This is a genomic window from Mycobacterium heckeshornense (genome assembly GCF_016592155.1).
GTDB lineage: Bacteria > Actinomycetota > Actinomycetes > Mycobacteriales > Mycobacteriaceae > Mycobacterium > Mycobacterium heckeshornense.
This window is the reverse complement of record NZ_AP024237.1, coordinates 433957-454240: the sequence shown is the minus strand read 5'-3', so window position 1 is coordinate 454240 and position 20284 is coordinate 433957. Positions and strand designations below refer to the sequence as shown.

Sequence of the window (20284 nt, the reverse complement as noted above, 5' to 3'; positions counted from 1 at the left end):
GTGATGAATCCGGGCAAGCTGAACGGCGCCACGCCGGTACCGCGTCCCACCTTGCGTGATGCGATCAGCCGGCTGGCACCGGGCACCGGGCTGCGGGACGGCCTGGAACGCATCCTGCGGGGCCGCACCGGTGCGCTGATCGTGCTGGGTTACGACGACACCGTCGAAGCCATCTGCGACGGCGGCTTCTCCCTCGACGTGCGCTACGCGCCGACCCGGCTGCGGGAACTGGCGAAGATGGACGGCGCGGTCGTGCTCTCCACCGACGGCAGCCGCATCGTGCGAGCGAACGTGCAGCTGGTGCCTGATCCGTCGATACCGACCGACGAGTCCGGAACGCGGCACCGCTCGGCGGAGCGGGCCGCCATTCAGACCGGCTACCCGGTGATCTCGGTCAGTCACTCGATGAACATCGTGACCGTCTACGTGGGCGGGGAACGCCATGTGCTGGCCGACTCGGCGACCATCCTGTCGCGCGCTAACCAGGCCATCGCCACCCTGGAACGGTATAAGGCCCGACTCGACGAGGTCAGCCGACAGCTGTCGCGCGCCGAGATCGAGGACTTCGTCACGCTGCGCGACGTAATGACGGTGGTGCAACGACTCGAGTTGGTCCGCCGGATCGGACTGGTGATCGAAAACGATGCGGTCGAACTGGGCACCGACGGGCGGCAACTGCGCCTACAACTGGAGGAGTTGCTGGGCGGCAACGACACCGCGCGAGAACTGATCGTGCGTGACTATCACGCCAACCCCGAACCGCCGTCAACGGCTCAGGTCACCGCCACGCTGGACGAGCTTGACGCGTTGTCGGACACCGAGCTGCTCGACTTCACGGTTCTGGCAAAGGTTTTCGGGTATCCCTCGACTGCTGAGGCTCAGGACTCGGCGATGAGCGCGCGTGGCTACCGCGCCATGGCCGGTATTCCGCGGCTGCAGTTCGCACACGTCGATCTGCTGGTTCGGACGTTCGGTTCGCTGCAGGACCTGCTGGCCGCCAGCGCCACCGATCTGCAGTCCGTGGACGGAATCGGCGCGATGTGGGCGCATCATGTCCGCGAAGGCCTTTCGCAACTGGCGGAGTCGACGGTCGCCGACCCGCTCAGCTGAGCTCACCGACTCAGTTGCCGGGTGGCACGGGCGGTGCCTCGGGTGCCGGGGCGCCCTGCTGGGGTGCGGCAGGGCCCGGGCCGCCCGGAGCAGGAGCCGCACCCGGCGGGCCGCCCGGAGCAGGAGCCGCACCCGGCGGCGCACCCGGCGGCACCGCACCCGGCGGCGGCGCCTGGGCCAAGATGAACGGAACGGGAGCCGAACGCAGGTTCCCCAGCTGCACGACGAGGTTGTAGGTCCCCGGTCCGATCGGCGGGCGCGGCAACGGGCAATGCGGCGCCGACCCCATCCCGGTCCAGGTGACCGCGGTGACCACCTGCTCCCCGGGCGCAAACGTTTTGATCAGCGTCTCGTTGGAGGGCGCGCAGTCCAGGTTCGACCACAACCGCTTGCCGTCCAACGAGTAGACGTAGGCGGCCAACACCGCCGCTCCAACATCGCGTTTGCAGGACACCAACCCGATGTTGGTGACGACCATGGTGAACTTGGGCTGGTCGCCGATGACATATTGGGGTTGGTTGGTCAGCCCTTTGACGGCAAGTGTCGAGTCGGGGCAGTCATCGCCTTCCTTGAGCACCGGCGGCGGCTGCACCGCCGAAGTGGATGTCTCGGGCGTGCCCGAATTCTGTGCGGCCGGAGGCGGAGCCGGCGTCGCGACCTGGGGCTGCACGATCGGGGACTTTGCCGGCGGTGCAGCACTTGGCTTTTCAGCCGCTGTGGTGTTGGCACCGGCACTGCTGCTCATCACAGCGACGACGATCGCGACCACGATCCCGATCACTACGACCGCAATGCCCAGCGCCAGCCCCCGGCGTCGCCAGTAGATCTCGGGCGGAAGCGGGCCATGCGGCTCTAGATCCAGCACGTTCACACCGTAAGCCCAGGTCACGCCGACACGAGCGACCACGCTCGGCGTGTCGCTTTGCCAGCCCCGGCCACCGGGTGCGCCCGCGGCCCGGTGGCATCGTCACAGCGCGCTACTGCTGGTGCGCCTCATCGCCGATGTCGCCGATGTGATCGCGCAGCACCGCCCGGCCCTCGGCCAGCCGGTAAGTGACGCAGGCGATTCCCAGAGTGCCTGCGGCCACCCGCTCGGCGATGACCGCCGAGCGGGCCAAAAGCTGCGCCGCCGTCTCCCGGACGTGGCGGGCCTCGAACTCGTCCACCGACGTCAGCCCGTCGCGGCGGCCCAACAGGATCGACGGCGTCACCCGCTCCACCAAGTCGCGCACGTAGCCGCCGGGCACCACACCGTCGTCGAGCGCGGCGAGGGTGGCCTTGACGGCGCCGCAGCCGTCGTGGCCCAAGACGACGATCAGCGGGACATCGAGCACCGACACCGCGTATTCGATCGAGCCCAGCACCGCCGAGTCGACGACGTGGCCGGCCGTGCGCACCACGAACATGTCGCCTAGACCCTGGTCGAAGATGATCTCGGTGGCCACCCGGCTGTCGCCGCAGCCGAACACCGCAGCGGTGGGTTTCTGCGCGGCGGCCAGGCTGGCCCGATGCTCGGCGCTCTGGCCGGGGTGTTGGGGCTTGCCGGCGACGAAACGCTCGTTACCCTCCTTGAGTGCCTTCCACGCGGTTACGGGATTGGTATTGGGCATGGCGCACATTGTGCCGTATCCGTCGATGAGCCTTCCCGCGCGCCAACTGCTCGAGTGGTACGAGCGGGCAAAGCGCGACTTGCCCTGGCGGCGCCCGGGCGTCACCCCATGGCAGATTCTGGTCAGCGAGTTCATGCTGCAGCAAACACCGGTGGCCCGGGTCATTCCGGTGTGGCAGGACTGGGTGGCGCGCTGGCCAACCGCCTCGGCCACCGCCGCGGCCAGTGCGGCCGACGTGCTGCGCGCCTGGGGCAAGCTGGGGTACCCGCGCCGGGCCAAGCGGCTGCACGAGTGCGCCACCGTCATCGCCCGCGACCACGCCGATGTGGTGCCCGACGACGTCGAGACACTGCTAACGCTGCCCGGCGTCGGCGGTTACACCGCGCGGGCGGTGGCGTGCTTCGCCTACCGAAAGCCGGTGCCGGTCGTCGACACGAATGTGCGCCGCGTGGTGGCTCGCGTGGTGCATGGCCGCGCCGACGGCCTCGCACCGTCGGCCGCCCGCGACCACGCTGACGTCGCAGCGCTGTTGCCGAATGACCAACGAGCACACCTATTTTCGGCGGCACTGATGGAGCTGGGCGCCACGGTGTGCACTGCGCGGAATCCGCGGTGCGGGTTGTGTCCGCTGCCCGAGTGTGCATGGCGGCGGGCCGGCTATCCCGCCTCGCAGGGGGTCAAACGGGTCCAGACTTACGCGGGAACCGACCGGCAGGTTCGCGGATGTCTGCTGGATGTATTGCGCGCCAAGGATTGTCCCGTCACAAAAGCCGAGCTGGACGTGGCATGGTCAAGCGACAGCCAGCAGCGCGAGCGGGCCCTGGGTTCGCTGCTTGCTGATGGCCTGGTTACGCGCACGGCCGACGGTCGGTACGCGTTAGTGGGCGAAGCGCCGTAAGAACGGCTCCACCGCCTGCCGGTAAACCTGCGGCGCCTCGTCGTGCACCAGGTGACCCGCTTCTGGTACATGAAGATAGCTTGTGCAGTAACCTATTTCGTGCATCATGCGCATCTGGCCAGGTGGTGTGACGGAGTTACCGGCCTCGACGAGCAGCGCAGGTGCGCGCACCGCCTGCCACTGCGACCAGTAGTCGCGGGTGCCCCACTCGGCCGCGATTTCGATCCAGCGTTCGACATGGCCGTGCAGCCGCCAGCCGGTCGCGGTCCGGTCGAAAGCCTCAAGGAAGTACTGTCCCGCGACAGGGCCGAACTCAGCGAATACCTTTTCAACAGAGTCGAATTCGGCGGGCAAAGCGTGCAGCCATGGTTCCCACGGGCCAGTGGTGCGGCCGCGGAAGTCCGGTGCCATGTCCTCCACCACCAGTGCCGCGACGAGTTCGGGATGCTCCGCCGCCAGGCACCATGAATGCAAAGCGCCCATCGAATGTCCAACCAGCCGCGCGGGCGTTCCCAATGCGCTCACCGCGTCGCGCAGGTCGGCCACGAAGCGCTCGGTGCTGATCGGGTACGGGTCGACGACGTCGCGGCCCCGGTGCCACGGCGCGTCGTATGTATAGACAGTGCCGAGCCGGGCCAACCACGGCAGCTGGCGCGACCAGGTGCTGCCCCGGCCCATCAAGCCGTGAACCAGCACCACGGGCCGGCCGTGTCCGCCGCGATGGGTCAGCAGGTCGGGGGGCACGTCGGGCACGGTAGCCTAGCGGCATGCCAGTGGTGAAGATCAACGCAATCGAGGTGCCCCCGAACGCGGGTCCCGAACTGGAAAAGCGGTTCGCGCACCGTGCACACGCCGTGGAGAACCAGCCGGGCTTCCTCGGCTTTCAGCTGCTGCGTCCGGTCAAAGGCGAAGACCGCTACTTCGTGGTGACGCATTGGGAATCCGACGAAGCTTTCCAGGCATGGGCGACGGGACCTGCAATCGAGGCGCATGCCGGTCACCGGGCCAACCCGGTGGCGACCGGCGCATCGCTGCTGGAATTCGAGGTTGTGCTGGACGTTGCCGCAAACCGCCCGACGGCCTAGCGCCGGCCGAGCGCTGCACCGTGTCGCGGCACTGACCGCCGCGGCCACGCTGGTCGCCGCCCTCGCCCCCGGATGCACTCCCCGCCCGCTGCACCGGCGAATGCCGCGGACCCAGGCGTCCGGATCGATATCCGAACACCGCCGGGTATGCGTGCGCAACAGACTGTGGACATGCTCAACTCGGATTGGCCTATCGGCCCGGTCGGGGTTCGTACCCTGGCCGCACCGGACATGGTGGAACCGGTAAAGACCACCATGGAAGAGCTGTGGTGGGACCGCCCGTTTAAGGTCGGCGGCGTCGACATTACCGCCGGCGCTGCGACGCTGCATTTGATCACTTCCTACGGTGCACGGCAAGACATCAAAATCCACACCAACGACGACACCCTGGTCGACCGCTTCGACCTCGTTACCCAAACCCCGACGATCTCGTCGTGGCGGGACGTCGATGTGACGTTGAGCAAGACCGGAGCCCGGTATTCTTACCAGGCGGCCAAAGTCAACGACGGCCGCTGCGAGCCCATCGCGGGCACCAACACCACGCAATCACTGCCGCTGGCATCGATTTTCAAGCTGTACGTGCTCTATGCGGTCGCCCGGGCGGTCACCGCGGGAACGGTGTCCTGGGATGACCAGCTGACCGTGACCGACAAGGGCAAGGCGGTCGGGTCGTCGGGATTGGAATTGCCGGTAGGAGCACATGTTTCGGTGCGCACAGCGGCCGAGAAGATGATCGCGACCAGTGACAACATGGCCACCGACATGTTGATCGGGAAAGTCGGCACCCAGGCTGTCGAGGAGGCGCTCGTCGACGCCGGCCATCACGATCCGGCCGCGATGACGCCGTTTCCGACGATGTACGAGCTGTTCTCCGTCGGCTGGGGCAAGCCGGATCTCCGCCGGCAGTGGAAGCAGGCCAATCCGCAAGTCCGAGCACAGTTGCTGCAGCAGGCAAATTCGCGTGTCTACCAACCAGATCCAAACCGCGCTCACACCCCAGCCTCGGGTTACGGTGCGGAATGGTATGGCAGCGCCGAAGACATCTGTCGCGTCCACACGGCCCTACAGGCCGCCGCCGTCGGTAAAGCCGCTCCTGTCAAGGACATCCTGGCAGCCGTCCCGGGTGTCGACCTTGACCGCCATGTTTGGCCATATGTGGGCGCCAAAGCCGGTGGCCTGCCGGGTGATTTGACGTTCAGCTGGTATGCGGTCGACAGGACCGGACAGCCGTGGGTGGTGAGCTTTCAGCTGACCTGGCCGCGTGACCATGGCCCCAGCGTGACCGGTTGGATGCTCCAAATCGCCAAGCAGGTTTTCGCGCTCCTGGCCGCACCACGTTAACACCATCACCGAGGAGCGCTAAATCGACCGGAGCGTCCAGGCGTGTCCGCGGCAGTGCATCACCGTGCGGCTGAGCGGCGCGATGTCGAGGCGCCAGAAGGACTTGGGCGGGGCGCCGAGAGCAACCAGAATCGCCGCCCGAATCACCGCGGGATGTGTTACCGCAATCGTCGGTAAAACCGTGGAGGTCAACGAGTCCAGCCATTGCGCCACCCGGTCGATCAGGACGGCGATCGATTCACCCCCGTGTGGTGCCCGGGCCGGATCAGTGAGCCACGCCCGTAACTGGCCGGGGCAAACATCGTTGAGCGCCGTGCCGCGCCACCGGCCGTAATCGAGATCGGCCAGCCGCGGCTCCACCTCCGCCCGCAGACCCAGCAGCTCCGCGGTCTGCAGCGCGCGCCGCTCAGGCCCGGCGAGTTGGCGGGTTTGCCGATTGATGCGCAGGCCAGCAGCGGTCTGAGCATGTCGGCGCCCCGCTTCGTTGAGCGGCTCGTCGGCGGGAAAACGCCCGGCCACCATCGCATCGGTCATCGCGTGCGACACCAGCGTCAGCCGCACGACTTCAATCACGCCGTGATACTCGCGGCCCGTCCATCTTCGGTTCGGGTAACCAGCTGCCGGCCGGCGAAAGTCGAAAAGACCAGCCCGATGGTCACCCACAGCACCAGCTGAATACCCACCGACGCCAACCTGAACTCGTACAAGTCATCGGCGGGAAAGCCGGGGTAGATGATCACGCCCGAGGCGTCCCGCATCGGTTCAGGTGTCTCATCCACGGCCGGCAGCAAAAGCATGACTACCGCGATTGCCAGCACGTAGACCGCCGCGGCGGTCAGCCCGGCATTCCACGCACCGATTCGGGACACAAGTTGGCGGGCCAGCCATACCGCACTCGCCGCCAGCACCACCGACGAGAACACCATCACCAAATACCAGCCCGTGCGCGCTGCGATGGTGTCGGCATGACCAACGGCCGGCGGATTGGCCGGGTACTTCAAGAACGGCACCAGGTACAGCGCGCCGAAGACCCCCATCGACAGCAGAACCGAAAACAATTGCGGCCCAATACTTCCCACACGTCCATGCAGGACGGAAAAAAGGACGGCGAACAGCGAGCCCATCGCGACACCGAAAATCAGCATGCCAAAACCAAGACCGGCGTTGGCCTGCACACCTCGGGTGAACAACTCGACGCCGTGATCGTGCACCCCATGAGCCGAGGCCACATCGGCGCGACCGTCCTCGTATTCGATTGCCCGACCGACAACGGGTTCAGCCAGCACGCGCGCGAGCACGAACGCCAGCGTCCCGGCTGTCGCTCCCGCAATACAACCAACGCCGACTAGACGCTTTTCCATGTCGGTGATCAGTGGCAGGGGAATCCGAGCAGATGCCGTGCGTCGTGGACGAACTCGTGCACGTGTGAATCACTGCCGAACACCGACACCGCACCTTGGTCGATCCCGACGAAGTAGATCGCCAGCAATGCCAAAAAAACGGTGCCCGCCAGCCACAGCGCCGCGCTTGCCGCAGACAGGTTGACAGATCGGATTCGGGTGCCGGGTGCCTGGGGATTGGCCACAGTTGACTCCTTCTGGGGATCTCGCGCCCCGCTCGGGGTGGCGCTGACGAGTACCGGGTCTGACTTTGTACAGTGGCGCGACCGTCCTGGAGTCTCACCAGATTCCGTTACCCATCAACGAATGCTGACGACGGCCAGTGTAAACCGTGACCGGCAACCGGCGTGAGCAGACGTAAAAGCCCCGGCTTTTACGTCTGCTCCCCGCAGCTCACTGGCTAGGCGACGCTGACCCGGGCGCGCTCGGCGCGCCAGCCTTAGCCAGGTCCGGCTCGACCGGCTCGGCCGGCTTTCGGGTTCCGGTGAACGTGAATACCGCGTCCTCGCCGGGACCCTCGCCATCCCAGTTGTCCACGTCGACGGTCACGACCTGGCCCGGACCGACCTCCTCGAAGAGGATCTTCTCCGAAAGCGCGTCTTCGATCTCGCGCTGAATGGTGCGCCGCAGCGGACGAGCGCCCAGCACCGGGTCGAAACCGCGCTTGGCCAGCAATGCCTTGGCCTTGTCGGTCAGCTCCAGCGTCATGTCCTTGCTCTTGAGCTGAGCAGCGACGCGGCTGATCATCAGCTCCACCATCCGGATGATCTCTTCCTGGGTCAGCTGGTGGAACACGATGATGTCGTCGATACGGTTGAGGAACTCCGGGCGGAAGTGCTTCTTCAGCTCGTCGTTGACCTTCTGCTTCATCCGCTCGTAGTTGTTCTCCCCGCCGCCCGGGCTAAAGCCCAGCCCGACCGGCTTGGAGATGTCTGCGGTACCGAGGTTGGACGTAAAGATCAGCACGGTGTTCTTGAAGTCGACCGTGCGGCCCTGCCCGTCGGTGAGCCGCCCGTCCTCGAGCACCTGCAGCAGACTGTTGTAGATCTCCTGGTGCGCCTTTTCGATCTCGTCGAACAGCACCACCGAGAACGGCTTGCGCCGCACCTTCTCGGTGAGCTGGCCGCCCTCCTCGTAGCCGACGTACCCGGGCGGGGCGCCAAAGAGCCGCGACGCGGTAAACCGGTCGTGGAACTCGCCCATGTCGATCTGGATGAGCGCGTCGTCGTCACCGAACAGGAACTCCGCCAAAGCCTTGGACAGCTCGGTCTTCCCCACGCCGGAGGGGCCGGCGAAGATGAACGAACCAGACGGGCGCTTGGGGTCTTTCAGTCCCGCGCGGGTACGCCGGATCGCCTTGGACACCGCCTTGACCGCGTCCTCTTGACCGATGATCCGCTTGTGCAGCTCCTCCTCCATGCGCAGCAACCGGGTGGTCTCGGCCTCGGTCAGCTTGAACACCGGGATGCCGGTCCAGTTGCCCAACACCTCGGCGATCTGTTCGTCGTCGACTTCGGCAACCACATCGAGATCGCCTGAGCGCCATTGCTTTTCGCGCTCGGCACGCTGCGCGACGAGCTGCTTTTCGCGATCGCGAAGCGCGGCGGCCTTCTCGAAGTCCTGCGCGTCGATCGCCGACTCCTTTTCGCGGCGCGCCTCGGCGATCTTCTCGTCGAACTCACGCAGGTCTGGCGGCGCCGTCATCCGTCGAATCCGCATCCGCGCACCGGCCTCGTCGATCAGGTCGATCGCCTTGTCGGGCAGGAACCGGTCGTTGATATAGCGGTCGGCCAGGGTGGCCGCGGCCACCATCGCACCGTCAGTGATCGACACCCGGTGATGCGCCTCGTAGCGGTCGCGCAGGCCCTTCAGGATCTCGATGGTGTGCTCCACGGTCGGCTCGCCGACCTGTACCGGCTGGAAGCGGCGCTCCAGCGCGGCGTCCTTCTCGATGTACTTGCGGTACTCGTCGAGGGTGGTGGCGCCGATGGTCTGCAACTCGCCGCGCGCCAGCTTGGGCTTCAGGATCGAGGCAGCGTCGATCGCGCCCTCGGCGGCACCCGCACCGACCAGCGTGTGCAGCTCGTCGATGAACAAGATGATGTCGCCGCGGGTGTTGATCTCCTTCAGCACCTTTTTGAGGCGCTCTTCGAAATCACCGCGATACCGCGAGCCGGCAACCAGAGAACCCAAGTCCAGGGTGTAGAGCTGCTTGTCCTTCAGCGTCTCCGGAACGTCGCCGTGCACGATTTTCTGGGCCAGGCCCTCGACGACGGCGGTCTTGCCGACGCCGGGCTCGCCGATCAGCACCGGGTTGTTCTTGGTGCGCCGGGAGAGCACCTGCATGACCCGCTCGATTTCCTTCTCGCGGCCGATGACCGGGTCGAGCTTGCCCTCCATCGCCGCCGCGGTCAGATTCCGGCCGAACTGATCGAGCACCAGCGACGTCGACGGGCTGCCCGACTCGCCGCCACGACCGCCGGTGCCGGCCTCAGCGGTCTCCTTGCCCTGGTAGCCGGAAAGCAGCTGGATCACCTGCTGGCGCACCCGGGTCAATTCCGCGCCGAGCTTGACCAGAACCTGGGCGGCCACACCCTCACCCTCGCGGATCAGGCCCAGCAGGATGTGCTCGGTGCCGATGTAGTTGTGGCCCAGCTGCAAGGCCTCACGCAGGGAGAGCTCCAGCACCTTCTTGGCCCGCGGGGTGAAGGGGATGTGCCCCGACGGCGCCTGCTGGCCCTGGCCGATGATCTCCTCGACCTGGCTGCGCACGCCCTCCAGTGAGATACCCAGCGACTCCAGCGACTTTGCGGCTACGCCTTCGCCCTCATGGATCAGGCCCAACAGGATGTGCTCGGTGCCGATGTAGTTGTGGTTGAGCATCCGGGCCTCTTCTTGCGCCAGGACGACGACCCTGCGGGCGCGGTCGGTAAATCTCTCAAACATCGGTGGTTACCTGCTCTCCCTCACCATCGGTACAGCGGTGGCATCGCGTACCTGCTATCCACTGTAATGGGCCGCTGCCCGAGGTTCCTACCTATGCGCTGCTAACGCGGGCACGCGTTCCCGGGTGGAAACACGGACGCAACAGACCAACGCCAAAATCGCCGAAAACTTTCCCACGCGACCCGGTGATCGGTTCGCCACCAGCGAAAAGCGAACCGGCGCCCGGCCATCAAGCCGGGCGCCGGTCTTCGCTGTCAGTTGGCGGCGTGGAAGGCCTCGATGATGTCGGCCGGGATGCGGCCTCGAGAGGACACGTTGCGTCCGTTGCGGCGGGCCCATTCCCGGATCGCCGCACTCTGCTCCCGGTCGATGGCCCCGCGGCCGCGACCCGCGCCGGCACGGCCCCGTCGCCGCCCGCCGACCCGGCGACCGGCTTCCACCCACTGCTTCAGGTCGTTACGTAGTTTCGCCGCATTCTTACTCGAAAGATCAATCTCATAGGTCACCCCGTCGAGCCCAAATTCGACCGTTTCATCCGCGGGCGCCTCACCGTCAAAATCGTCGATCAACGTGACGGTCACTTTCTTCGCCATTAGTTCACCCTCTACCGCAGCTCCGGAGCGCACTTACTGTGCAACTTGGATTGTGTCCCCGTTGGACCAATCTGCCATACAAACACAGCTTATTCAATCCCAGCGTTAACACTACCGCACTGGTTCAGTTGCCGAGCGGCCGAACAATGGGAAACAAAACTGTCTCCCTAATTGACAGCCCAGTCAAAGCCATCAACAACCGATCTATACCCATTCCGGTTCCCGTGCACGGAGGCATCCCATACTCCAGTGCGGCGAGAAAATCCTCGTCGAGCCTCATCGCCTCGTCGTCGCCCGCGGCAGCGGCCCGCGCCTGCGCTTCGAACCGCTGCCGCTGCACCACGGGGTCGATCAATTCTGAGTAACCAGTGGCCAGTTCGATTCCCCTCAGGTAAAGGTCCCACTTCTCGGTGACGCCGGGGATACTGCGATGCTGGCGGGTTAAAGGCGTCGTTTCGACCGGGAAATCCTTGACGAAAGTAGGTGCGGTAAGACCAGCGCCCACGGTGTGCTCCCACAATTCTTCAACCAGCTTGCCGTGCCCGTAGCCGGGATGGATCTCGACGCCAAGCCGTTCGGCGATACTGCGCAAGTGGTCGACTGTCGTATCCGGTGTGATCTCTTCGCCCAGTGCGGCCGACAACGAGGGATACATTTGAATCGACGCCCATTCTCCGTCGATGTCATAGACACTGCCGTCGGGTAGCGGCAGTTGTCGGGTCCCGAACGCTTCATCGGCGACGTGTTGAATAAGCTCTCTGGTGACGACGGCCGAATCATCATAGGTTCCATACGCCTGGTAGGTCTCCAACATGGAGAATTCCGGGGAATGGGTGGAATCGGCTCCTTCGTTTCGGAACACCCGATTAAGTTCGAAGACCTTGTCGAACCCACCGACCACGCAGCGCTTCAGGAACAGTTCGGGTGCGATTCGTAGGTAGAGATCGATATCGAGGGCATTGGAGTGCGTGATGAACGGCCGCGCCGCCGCGCCTCCGGCCAGAGTCTGCAACATCGGCGTCTCGACTTCGACAAACCCGCGGCGCTCCAGCCCGGCGCGTATCGCGCGAACGACGGCTATGCGCTGTCTGGCAAGTGTGCGCGCCTGCGGACGCACGATCAGGTCGACATAACGTTGCCGCACCCGCGACTCTTCGGTCATCTCCTTGTACGCGACAGGCAGGGGCCGCAACGACTTCGACGCCATCTGCCAGGAATCGGCGAGCACGGACAATTCGCCGCGACGTGAACTGATCACCTCGCCGTGCACATAAACGATGTCGCCGATATCGACGTCGGTCTTCCAAGCCTCGAGCGCCTGCTGACCGACGCTGGCGAGGCTGAGCATGACCTGCAGCTGGGTGCCGTCGCCGTCCTGCAGGGTCGCAAAGCACAGCTTGCCCGAGTCGCGGGCGAACATCACCCGGCCGGCAACCCCGACGATGTCACCGGTCGCCGAGTCGGTCGGCAGGTCGGGGTAGGCGGCCCGAATCTCGGCCAGCGTGTGGGTGCGTTCGACTGCCACCGGGTAGGGATCGCGGCCTTCCGCCAGCAGCCGAGCGCGCTTTTCCCGGCGTATCCGGAATTGCTCGGGAATGTCTGCATCGGCCGCGCTCACGACGTGCCAGCTTAAATTAACCAGTGCGGGCCGATATCAACCTGGCGATGGTGGCGGGGTTAGGGCCGGGGACGCGTTGAGCACGGCGGCGACCTCGCGGGCCGTTCGGTGCCCGGATTCGACCGCGCCGTCCATCGAACACGTCCAGCGCCGCGCCGTCTCGCTGCCCGCCCAGTGCAGCGGCCCAATCGGCGCGCGCAGCGCCGCACCGAAACGGGTCAGCGTCGACGGCGCGGTGAACGCGCCGTAGCATCCGCCGGTGTAATGCTCTGCGGCCCAATCGAGTTCGATATAGCCAATGGGCTCTTTTGCTGCGGGCCCGAAGTAGGCGGCCAGATCGGCGAGCACGTGGCGCCGACGGTCCGGTGGCGAGAGCCGGCTGGCGGCATCGGCACGCCTGCCCTCGGTGAAGACAACCAGCACGCCGGGGCTTCCAGCGGCAGGGGTGTTATCGAGCACGGTGGCGGCGGTGCGCCGGTTGCTGTTGGCCTGGCCGCTGAAACCAAGTCGACGCCAGAACGGCTCGTCGTAGACGACGTTGGTCTTGATCACCCGTCCCATCGGCATCCGCTGGATCAACTGATCACGGTCGGCGGGCAGTGCGGGCAGGTAGCGGATTCGGCCGCTGAGCGCCGGCGGCACGGCGATAATGGCCCGCCGCGCGGACAGTGTCGCCGCGTTGGGAAGACTGATCCGGACACCACTGTCCCCCCATTGCACGTCGGTCACCGGGCAGTTCAACCTGACCCGCTCGCCGAGTTGCGCGGCGAGGGTGAGCGCGATTCGTTGCGAGCCGCCGACGATGCGGTCCTGCAGCGCCCCGCCCCGAATGGTGGTCAATGCGTCTAGGCCCTGGTTGGCGCCAAGATACGCCAAGGCCCACAGTGCGGACAGATCTTCGGGTTCGGTGGTGAAGACGGCCCTGGTGATGAGCCGCAAAAACTCCCGCCCGCCACGAGTGTGCAGGTGGCGCTGAATCCAGGTGGCCAAGGTCTGCCCATCCAGCGCCGCCGCGCGTTCGTCGACCGTGCTGCCGGGTGGGGGCAGTCTGCGGGTAAGCCGGTCCAGGCGCCATGATCCGTAGCCGATGTCGGCCAGCACCAGCGGATGCAGCCGCGGAATGCGCCCGGTGTAGGTCAGCGTCCGTCCGTCGAAGTCGAGCACTTTGCGCCCCTGGGTGTGCGTCGGGAACAGCGAAAGCCCGAGCTCGGCGATCAAGTCGAGGATCTCGGTTTGGCCGGGGCCGACCCATTGCCCGCCGACTTCGATGGGCGCACCGCCGGGAAGCTGCGCATTGAGCACCCGGCCGCCGACCCGGTCACGAGCCTCCACGACGGCGACCTGCAGGCCGCTGCGCATCACGTCACGGGCGGCAACCAGGCCCGCGAGCCCGGCCCCGACCACCACCACGTCGACGTCTGGCATGTGCGCCTCCGCTCAAGCGCTTTCCGCGGCCGCCTTGATGCGTTGCAGCGTCGTGCGCATGGCCTGGGTGCGCTGTTCGTCGCGGCCACGCATGATGAAGTCTTCGGCCACCCGGACGTCAAGCGGCCAGCGCAGCGCCTCGAACGACTCGGTGACGTCGGTTCCGCCGTTTGCCGGCTGTAGGCGATAGGTCCAGCGGACGATGGGCCTGCCGCCTCGGATGGTCGCCCACGACAGTTCCCGCCCGGGATCTGCGGTGGTGATCTGGCAGGTCATCGACCAGCGCATCCAGCGCCATCGGTTCGACCCTTTGAAGCGGGCGCCCACCGTCGCCGGCGAACCGGCGCCGTCGAGCCAGCGCACCCGATAGCACTCCGGGCTCCACTCGCCCATCCGCTCGACGTCGGCCAACACCTCCCAAACCCGCTCGGGTGCGGCGTTCATGTGCAGTGTCACTTCGCCATGGCGCGCGCTTGTCATGATGACCTCCGTTGTTTGCGTCGTTTCTTCATCAGGTGGTCGTAGGCCATGTCGGCCACTTCATCGAGCAGCCGGCCCCACCGGTCGCCGCCGGGGTCGTTGGCGATCTGCTGGTCGACCAGCCCCGAACTGAGCGCGGTCAGCAGATCCTCATCGGCTTGACCGCCGGTCAGCCCGGCGTCGGCGAGCTGGCGGCGAAAGACGTCGAGCACCTCGATCGCCTTGGCATACGAAGGCTCCGAGGGCACGAACCCCGGGATCGTGCGCTGGAACAGCAACTGGTAGCGCACCGGGTCCGCGGTGCAGAAGTCGAAGAAGATGCGAAAGGTTTCCCGGACGAGCTCGCGGGGACGGCGCGGCAATCCGGCCTGTCGTTGCTTGATGAACTCGAGGAATTCCTCGTTGCCCTGAGCGAACATGGCGTCGTAGATCGCATTCTTCGAGGCGAAGTACGAATACAGCGACGGCACCCGCATCCCGACCCGGGCCGCCACGTCGCTCAAAGTGAGGCCGGCCAGGCCCTTGTCCCGGGCCGCCTGCCACGCCGCGTCCACGATCTCCTGCCTGGTGGCCCGATGCCGCCGACGCCTCCGATCTTCAATAGGTTCTCCTAATGCCATTAGGATATGCTAGTGCTACTCGACGCGGCTCGGCAAGGGTTTGCTTGAGCGGTCCCAGCGTGCACGCGCTCTCTTCAACCGCCGCCGTCGCCCCCAATCAAGCCGCCTACCGGCGCCTGCATGGGTCAACCGGCAGACCTTTGCGATTCGGGGTCCGTAGAGAACTCGATCCGCAACACCTTCGCGGGGCGTACAACGGGTCGCCAGTCACTCGCTGGTGCGCCGCGCCAGGGCCGGCCGGCTCCAAGGACACGCGGTCGACGATGTTTGCGCCGCGTGTGGTCAGGCAGGCGACCCCGGTGTGTTCGTCGAGGCAGAAGTCATCGAACCGGGGCAAACGACGTTGAACCTGCATGGACGGCATGGAATTCGGCCGATCCCCGCCCGGAACACATTGCTAGCGCGCTGTCTTCAGTCGGCCCCGTTGGCTGTCCCGGTTGCGTTCGAAGACCAGGCGCAGGCCGTGCAGGGTCAGGTGCTTGTCGTAGTGGTCGACGGTGTGCAGCTCAGGCAGCAACAGCGGCGCCGTGTGGCCGGTAGCCACCACCGCGACGTTGTCGCCGGCAAAGCCGTCTACGTCCTCGCGGATGCGCTGGATCAAGCCGTCGACCAGGCCGGCGAAGCCGAACACCGCGCCCGCCTGCATGCATTCCACGGTGTTCTTACCGACCACCGAACGGGGCCGGGCCAACTCGATGCGGCGCAATGCGGCGGACCGGGCCGCAGCAGCGTCGGAGGACAATTGCACACCGGGCGCTATCGCGCCGCCCAAGAACTCGCCTTTGGCCGACACTACGTCCACACAGATCGACGATCCGAAATCGACGACGATCGCGGCCGTACCGAATTTATGAAAAGCCGCCAAGCAGTTGACGATCCGGTCGGCGCCGACTTCTTTCGGGTTGTCGACCAGCAACGGGATGCCGGTACGTACGCCAGGCTCAATCAGCACGTGCGGTACCGACGGCCAGTACTGGTCAAGCATAATCCGCACTTCGTGCAGCACCGACGGAACAGTGGACAGGGCGGATGCGCCGGTGAGCCGATCGGAGTCTTCACCGATCAGCCCGTCGATCGTCAGTGCAAGTTCGTCAGCGGTAATCTCGGATTCAGTGCGAATTCGCCACTGCTGCACTACCTTTGCGTTGTCCTTGGACCCGGAGATCAATCCGACGACGGTGTGCGTGTTGCGGACGTCGATTGCGAGGAGCACGGTTAGCGAGGGGACAGCAGTTCGGATGCGTCGGCGGGCACGAAAGCCGGGTCGTGCCCGAGGTCGACCGCCCGGTTGCGCTCGTCGACGAAAACAATCCGCGGCTGGTAGCTGCGGGCCTCGGCGTCGTCCATGGTCGCATAGGCGATGAGGATCACCAGATCGCCGGGATGCACAAGATGCGCTGCGGCGCCGTTGATTCCGATTATGCCGCTGCCCCGCTCCCCGGTGATGGCGTAGGTGACGAGCCGGGCGCCGTTGTCGATGTCGACGATCGTGACCTGCTCGCCCTCGAGCAGGTCGGCGGCGTCCATCAAGTCGGCGTCGATGGTAACCGACCCGACGTAGTGCAAATCGGCTTGGGTGACCGTCGCGCGATGAATCTTCGATTTGAGCATTGTCCGTAACATCAATTCCTCCAACGTGATTCGCTGACCAGATCGTCGGCGGGTACCTGATTGTTGCCGCCGGTGAGAGTTCCGATTTCAATGGCGATGTTGTCCAGAAGCCGGGTCTTGCCGAGCCGCGCCGCGACCAGGAGCCGGGCAGGGCCGCAGGTGGGGGCAGGACCCAGTGCCGGGTCCCGCACCTGCACATAGTCGACCTCAATCCCGGGGACCGCATCGAGCACGGCGCGGGCGGCATCCACCGCCGCGTCGGCACTCGCCGAGGCCGCACGCCTGCCCGCCAGCAGCGCCGCCGACAGCGCCGCCGCCGCTTCGCGCTGCACGGGGTCGAGGTAGCGGTTACGTGACGACATGGCCAGGCCGTCGGGTTCGCGCACGATGGGCACGCCGACCACCTGCACGTCGAGGTTCAGGTCGGCGACCATCTGCCGCACCAGCACCAACTGCTGATAGTCCTTTTCGCCGAAGAACACACGATCCGGCTGCACGATCTGCAGCAGCTTGAGCACCACGGTCAGCATGCCGGCGAAATGCGTGGGGCGAGAAGCACCTTCAAGCTCACAACCCAATGGACCTGGGTGCACCACGGTGCGCGGGCCGTCGGGATACATGGCCGTGACGCTCGGGGTGAAGGCCACTTCGACGCCTTCGGTGCGTAACAGCGCCGCGTCGTCGTCGATGGTCCGCGGGTAGGAGTCGAGATCCTCGCCCGCGCCGAACTGCAACGGATTGACGAAGATAGAAACGACCACCACCGAGCCCGGCACCCGCTTGGCGGCGCGGACCAGCGCCAGGTGCCCGTCGTGCAGCGCACCCATGGTCGGCACCAGCATCACTCGCCGGCCGGTGTGACGTAGCGCACGGCTGACATGGCTGACGTCGCGTGGTGCCGAGTACACGTTAAGCTCGCCGGCGTTGAACTTCGGCGCGTTGTGGGGCATCACCGCGCCAGCACCGCCAAAACGTCGTCGGGGGCATGTGCACGCTGCGCGGTGCGCAGCGCGTTGTCGCGGTAGGCCTCGGCCAGCTCCGGCGCGACATCGGCCAATGCGGCCAGATGCTCGGCGACGGCGGCTGCGTCACCGCGGGCGACCGGTCCGGTAAGCGCGGCCTGACCCTGTTCCAGCGTGTTTTCCAGCGCAGCGCGGGCCAGCGGCCCGATGATTCGTTCGGCGATCCCGCCCGGCCGGTCGTCGACCGTCTGCTGGTCCACCAGGCCGGGCCCGGACAGCGCGGCCCGTAACGCCTGCAACGCGTCCGCGAGCACGGTGACCAGGTGGTTGCTGCCGTGAGCGAGCGCGGCGTGGTACAGAATCCGGGCCTCGTCGCGGACCAGGAACGGCTCCCCGCCCATCTCCCAAACCAGCGACTGGCCGATCGCGTAGCCGACGTCGTCGGCTGCGGTGATGCCGAAGCACGTGTCCGCCAACCGGGTGATGTCCTCGTCAGAGCCGGTGAACGTCATCGCGGGGTGGATGGCCAACGGTATGCAGTCCCGGTGGGCCAGCGGTGCCAGCACGCCCAGGCCGTTGACGCCTGAGGTGTGCACCACGATGGTCCCCGGCCGCACCGCCGCCGTAGCGGCCAGACCGGCCACCAGGCCGGCGAGCTCTGCGTCGGTCACCGCCAGCAGCAACAGTTCCGCGCTGTTCGCGACATCGGGTACCGGCAACACCGGGGTGTCGGGCAAGCGGGACTTGGCGCGTTGCCGCGAAGCTTGCGAGATGGCGCTGCAGGCCACCACGACATGGTCGGCGCGTTGCAGCGCGACCCCCAGCGCGGTGCCTACCCGACCGGCCGAGATGATGCCCACCTTGAGCCGAGCCGGGCGCAATCCGTCGAACTGCACCATCGCAGAAAGGGACCTCGCACGTCGGTTGGTTCGTTCCAGTCCCGCTGCGCGGGTACCGGACGGTCGCTAAGACTCTACCCGGAGACGATGCGGCCGCGCAGTGGGCCTTGTCACTCTTCGCGCCGGCGACGCCGGCCGCCGGTGGGCTCGGCCTGCAACCGTGCCAGCAACTCGGCGACTGATTGCGTACCAGAAGATGGGCCCGCCGCAGGCCCGTCCGAGCTGCGGTGCCGGGCAGTGGGCTCGGCCTGCGCCGACATGGTCGACTCGGCACGCAGCGGGGACTCGGGAGGCGGCGGGCCCGGCACCGGTGGAGCTGCTGGCGGGCCGGCGCCGTGCTCCGCCGAGTGCCGGGGCCGCTGGCTGGTCTCGCCATAACCCCAGCTCATAGCGGTTCCTCCGGGCGGCATGACCGGTGGCTCGGACGGGCGGGCGTGCCGACCAGAGCGCGGCACCTCGGGAGCGGGCTGGCTTACAGCGGTGGAACCGTTTGCGGTGTTGCCCGCTACACCCGCGACGTCGGGATTGTCGGGACGCTCAGGAACCCAGGTGTTTGCCGGCGTCTTCGGGTTCGCCCAGTGGCCCTCGGCGCCGATCGGCTGCCATTGGCTGGCCGGGCCGCGACGCTGAGGCGTCTCGGCGGGCGCGGCATGCCAGTCACCGCCCGTGGGCTCGGCGGGTGCGGGCTGTGGCGCTACGGTTCCGGTTTCGCCGAACCGCAGCTGAGACGATGGCGGCGCCGCGTGCGGCCGCTGGGCAGGTCGTTCCGGCTGGGCTGCGAAGCGCTCTTGGGCAAAAGACCAGCGCCGCTCCCCGGATTCGCGGCCCTGAGACCATTCACGCTGCTCTGGGTGTCGCGCGCTCGGTGACCAGGGGCTGTCTTCTGTTTGCCGCCATGGAGAACCGCCATGCCCCTCGGCCTGGGAGGGCTCGGCGGACGGAGCATGGGTTTCGGCGGTCCGGTATGCCCCGGCGGCCGGATACGGCCCGGGGGCGGGTTCCGGCGCTGCCGGCCGAGGCGGCGGCAGCAGCGGTTCCTCCGGCACGTCGATGATCGACCGGTCTTCGCTGCGGCTGGCGGCCTCTTCCGGCCGCAGCGAAGTCACCCGATCGAACCGGTCGCGCGGACTCTCGTCCTGCCGCTCCCACTCGCTGTAGCTGCGTACCGTGGTGCGTTCGGTCTCAAGCGCAGGCCGGTGACTGAGCTCGGCATCGAACAAGATCTCCAAATTGGTGCGCAGCGCCGCCAATTCGGCCCGCAGTGCCGCCACCTCGTCGGCAGCCTGGGCACGCAGTTCGGAAGCCAGCTCGCGCCGCAGCTGCGATTCCACGGTCAACTCGTATTCGCGGCGAGCCGAGATTTCCCGATCCAACTGCAAGTCGTAAACCAGCTTAAGGTCACGTACCCGCGCCTGATCCACGTCGCTTTGCCGGCGATAAATCACCGACACGAATGCCGCGACGACGGCGGCCCACAAGGCCAGGATCACCGCGAGCTTGAGGAGTTCCACCCGATTGGTGAACACCAGCGCGGAACTGGCCCCGATGGCGAGGACCAGCAACGCCGTCAACAGCAGCCAACCCGGCCTGTGGCCGCCGCGCCGTACCCGGGCGCCGCGGGACAGAACGGTCATGGCCTGACTGTACCGGCCCGAGGTCAATGCGCGTGTCGGTCGCGTACCGGCG

The 20284-nt window shown here is 66.5% G+C and carries 20 protein-coding genes and 1 pseudogene; 4 read left to right on the top strand and 17 right to left on the bottom strand.

Features of this window, described 5'->3' with window-relative positions:
* The first annotated feature begins 3 nt into the window (after window positions 1-3).
* Window positions 4-1110, top strand: coding sequence for a DNA integrity scanning diadenylate cyclase DisA (gene disA / locus MHEC_RS02060; protein ID WP_048891199.1), 1107 nt, complete (start codon window positions 4-6; stop codon window positions 1108-1110).
* Window positions 1111-1120: 10 nt separating this feature from the next.
* Here disA and MHEC_RS02055 read toward each other — a convergent pair whose 3' ends face one another.
* Together MHEC_RS02055 and MHEC_RS02050 are read right to left on the bottom strand one after the other, a co-directional pair.
* A complete protein-coding gene (locus tag MHEC_RS02055) occupies window positions 1121-1975 on the bottom strand; it encodes a hypothetical protein (protein WP_235434781.1) in 855 nt (284 codons plus the stop codon).
* Window positions 1976-2087: 112 nt separating this feature from the next.
* Window positions 2088-2720, bottom strand: a complete 633-nt coding sequence (locus MHEC_RS02050) for a carbonic anhydrase (protein ID WP_048891090.1) — start codon at window positions 2718-2720, stop codon at window positions 2088-2090.
* Here MHEC_RS02050 and MHEC_RS02045 point away from each other — a divergent pair.
* A complete protein-coding gene (locus MHEC_RS02045; RefSeq protein WP_048891089.1) occupies window positions 2719-3618 on the top strand; it encodes an HhH-GPD family protein in 900 nt (299 codons plus the stop codon). The two genes, MHEC_RS02050 and MHEC_RS02045, sit on opposite strands and share 2 nt — an antisense overlap.
* On the opposite strand, the gene MHEC_RS02040 is transcribed toward MHEC_RS02045, so the two are convergent.
* On the bottom strand, window positions 3598-4362 hold the full coding sequence (locus MHEC_RS02040; protein ID WP_048891198.1) for an alpha/beta fold hydrolase: 765 nt from the start codon (window positions 4360-4362) through the stop codon (window positions 3598-3600). The two genes, MHEC_RS02045 and MHEC_RS02040, sit on opposite strands and share 21 nt — an antisense overlap.
* A gap of 23 nt (window positions 4363-4385) precedes the next feature.
* On the opposite strand from MHEC_RS02040, the gene mhuD reads away from it, so the two are divergent.
* Window positions 4386-4703 carry a mycobilin-forming heme oxygenase MhuD gene (gene mhuD, locus MHEC_RS02035; RefSeq protein WP_048891088.1) on the top strand — a complete coding sequence of 106 codons (318 nt, stop codon included), beginning with the start codon at window positions 4386-4388 and terminating at the stop codon, window positions 4701-4703.
* Window positions 4678-6044, top strand: a pseudogene (locus MHEC_RS02030) (serine hydrolase). The gene mhuD and the pseudogene MHEC_RS02030 overlap by 26 nt, the downstream one beginning before the upstream one ends.
* Before the next feature lie 18 nt (window positions 6045-6062).
* Here the strand turns inward: MHEC_RS02030 and MHEC_RS02025 are convergent.
* The 14 genes from MHEC_RS02025 to MHEC_RS01960 form a co-directional block, all read right to left on the bottom strand.
* Window positions 6063-6617 (bottom strand): histidine phosphatase family protein, encoded by a 555-nt coding sequence (locus MHEC_RS02025; RefSeq protein WP_048891086.1) that lies wholly within the window; start codon window positions 6615-6617, stop codon window positions 6063-6065.
* Window positions 6614-7405, bottom strand: a complete 792-nt coding sequence (locus MHEC_RS02020) for a CbtA family protein (RefSeq protein WP_048891085.1) — start codon at window positions 7403-7405, stop codon at window positions 6614-6616. The genes MHEC_RS02025 and MHEC_RS02020 overlap by 4 nt, the downstream gene beginning before the upstream one ends.
* Window positions 7406-7413: 8 nt before the next feature.
* The gene (locus MHEC_RS02015; RefSeq protein WP_048891084.1) at window positions 7414-7629 is read right to left on the bottom strand and encodes a CbtB domain-containing protein; all 216 of its coding nucleotides are present in this window, start codon (window positions 7627-7629) and stop codon (window positions 7414-7416) included.
* A 208-nt stretch (window positions 7630-7837) separates the two neighbouring features.
* Window positions 7838-10390: an ATP-dependent protease ATP-binding subunit ClpC gene (gene clpC1 / locus MHEC_RS02010; protein WP_048891083.1), complete on the bottom strand. Its 2553-nt coding sequence runs from the start codon at window positions 10388-10390 to the stop codon at window positions 7838-7840.
* Window positions 10391-10644: 254 nt separating this feature from the next.
* Window positions 10645-10983 carry a histone-like nucleoid-structuring protein Lsr2 gene (lsr2, locus tag MHEC_RS02005; protein WP_048891082.1) on the bottom strand — a complete coding sequence of 113 codons (339 nt, stop codon included), beginning with the start codon at window positions 10981-10983 and terminating at the stop codon, window positions 10645-10647.
* 124 nt (window positions 10984-11107) lie between these two features.
* Window positions 11108-12601: a lysine--tRNA ligase gene (gene lysS / locus MHEC_RS02000; protein WP_048891081.1), complete on the bottom strand. Its 1494-nt coding sequence runs from the start codon at window positions 12599-12601 to the stop codon at window positions 11108-11110.
* 36 nt (window positions 12602-12637) lie between these two features.
* Window positions 12638-14026 (bottom strand): flavin monoamine oxidase family protein, encoded by a 1389-nt coding sequence (locus MHEC_RS01995; RefSeq protein WP_048891080.1) that lies wholly within the window; start codon window positions 14024-14026, stop codon window positions 12638-12640.
* A gap of 12 nt (window positions 14027-14038) precedes the next feature.
* Complete coding sequence (locus MHEC_RS01990) at window positions 14039-14506, bottom strand: SRPBCC family protein (RefSeq protein WP_048891079.1); 468 nt, start codon at window positions 14504-14506, stop codon at window positions 14039-14041.
* The gene (locus tag MHEC_RS01985) at window positions 14503-15126 is read right to left on the bottom strand and encodes a TetR/AcrR family transcriptional regulator (protein ID WP_048891078.1); all 624 of its coding nucleotides are present in this window, start codon (window positions 15124-15126) and stop codon (window positions 14503-14505) included. The genes MHEC_RS01990 and MHEC_RS01985 overlap by 4 nt, the downstream gene beginning before the upstream one ends.
* A gap of 397 nt (window positions 15127-15523) precedes the next feature.
* Window positions 15524-16339 (bottom strand): type III pantothenate kinase, encoded by an 816-nt coding sequence (locus tag MHEC_RS01980; protein WP_048891077.1) that lies wholly within the window; start codon window positions 16337-16339, stop codon window positions 15524-15526.
* 2 nt (window positions 16340-16341) lie between these two features.
* Window positions 16342-16749 (bottom strand): aspartate 1-decarboxylase, encoded by a 408-nt coding sequence (panD, locus tag MHEC_RS01975; protein WP_048891076.1) that lies wholly within the window; start codon window positions 16747-16749, stop codon window positions 16342-16344.
* The gene (panC, locus tag MHEC_RS01970; protein WP_048891075.1) at window positions 16749-17687 is read right to left on the bottom strand and encodes a pantoate--beta-alanine ligase; all 939 of its coding nucleotides are present in this window, start codon (window positions 17685-17687) and stop codon (window positions 16749-16751) included. Before panC ends, panD begins: the two co-directional genes overlap by 1 nt.
* Window positions 17687-18598 carry a Rossmann-like and DUF2520 domain-containing protein gene (locus MHEC_RS01965; protein ID WP_048891074.1) on the bottom strand — a complete coding sequence of 304 codons (912 nt, stop codon included), beginning with the start codon at window positions 18596-18598 and terminating at the stop codon, window positions 17687-17689. Before MHEC_RS01965 ends, panC begins: the two co-directional genes overlap by 1 nt.
* 110 nt (window positions 18599-18708) lie before the next feature.
* Complete coding sequence (locus MHEC_RS01960; RefSeq protein ID WP_048891073.1) at window positions 18709-20232, bottom strand: DUF6779 domain-containing protein; 1524 nt, start codon at window positions 20230-20232, stop codon at window positions 18709-18711.
* Window positions 20233-20284: the final 52 nt, after the last annotated feature.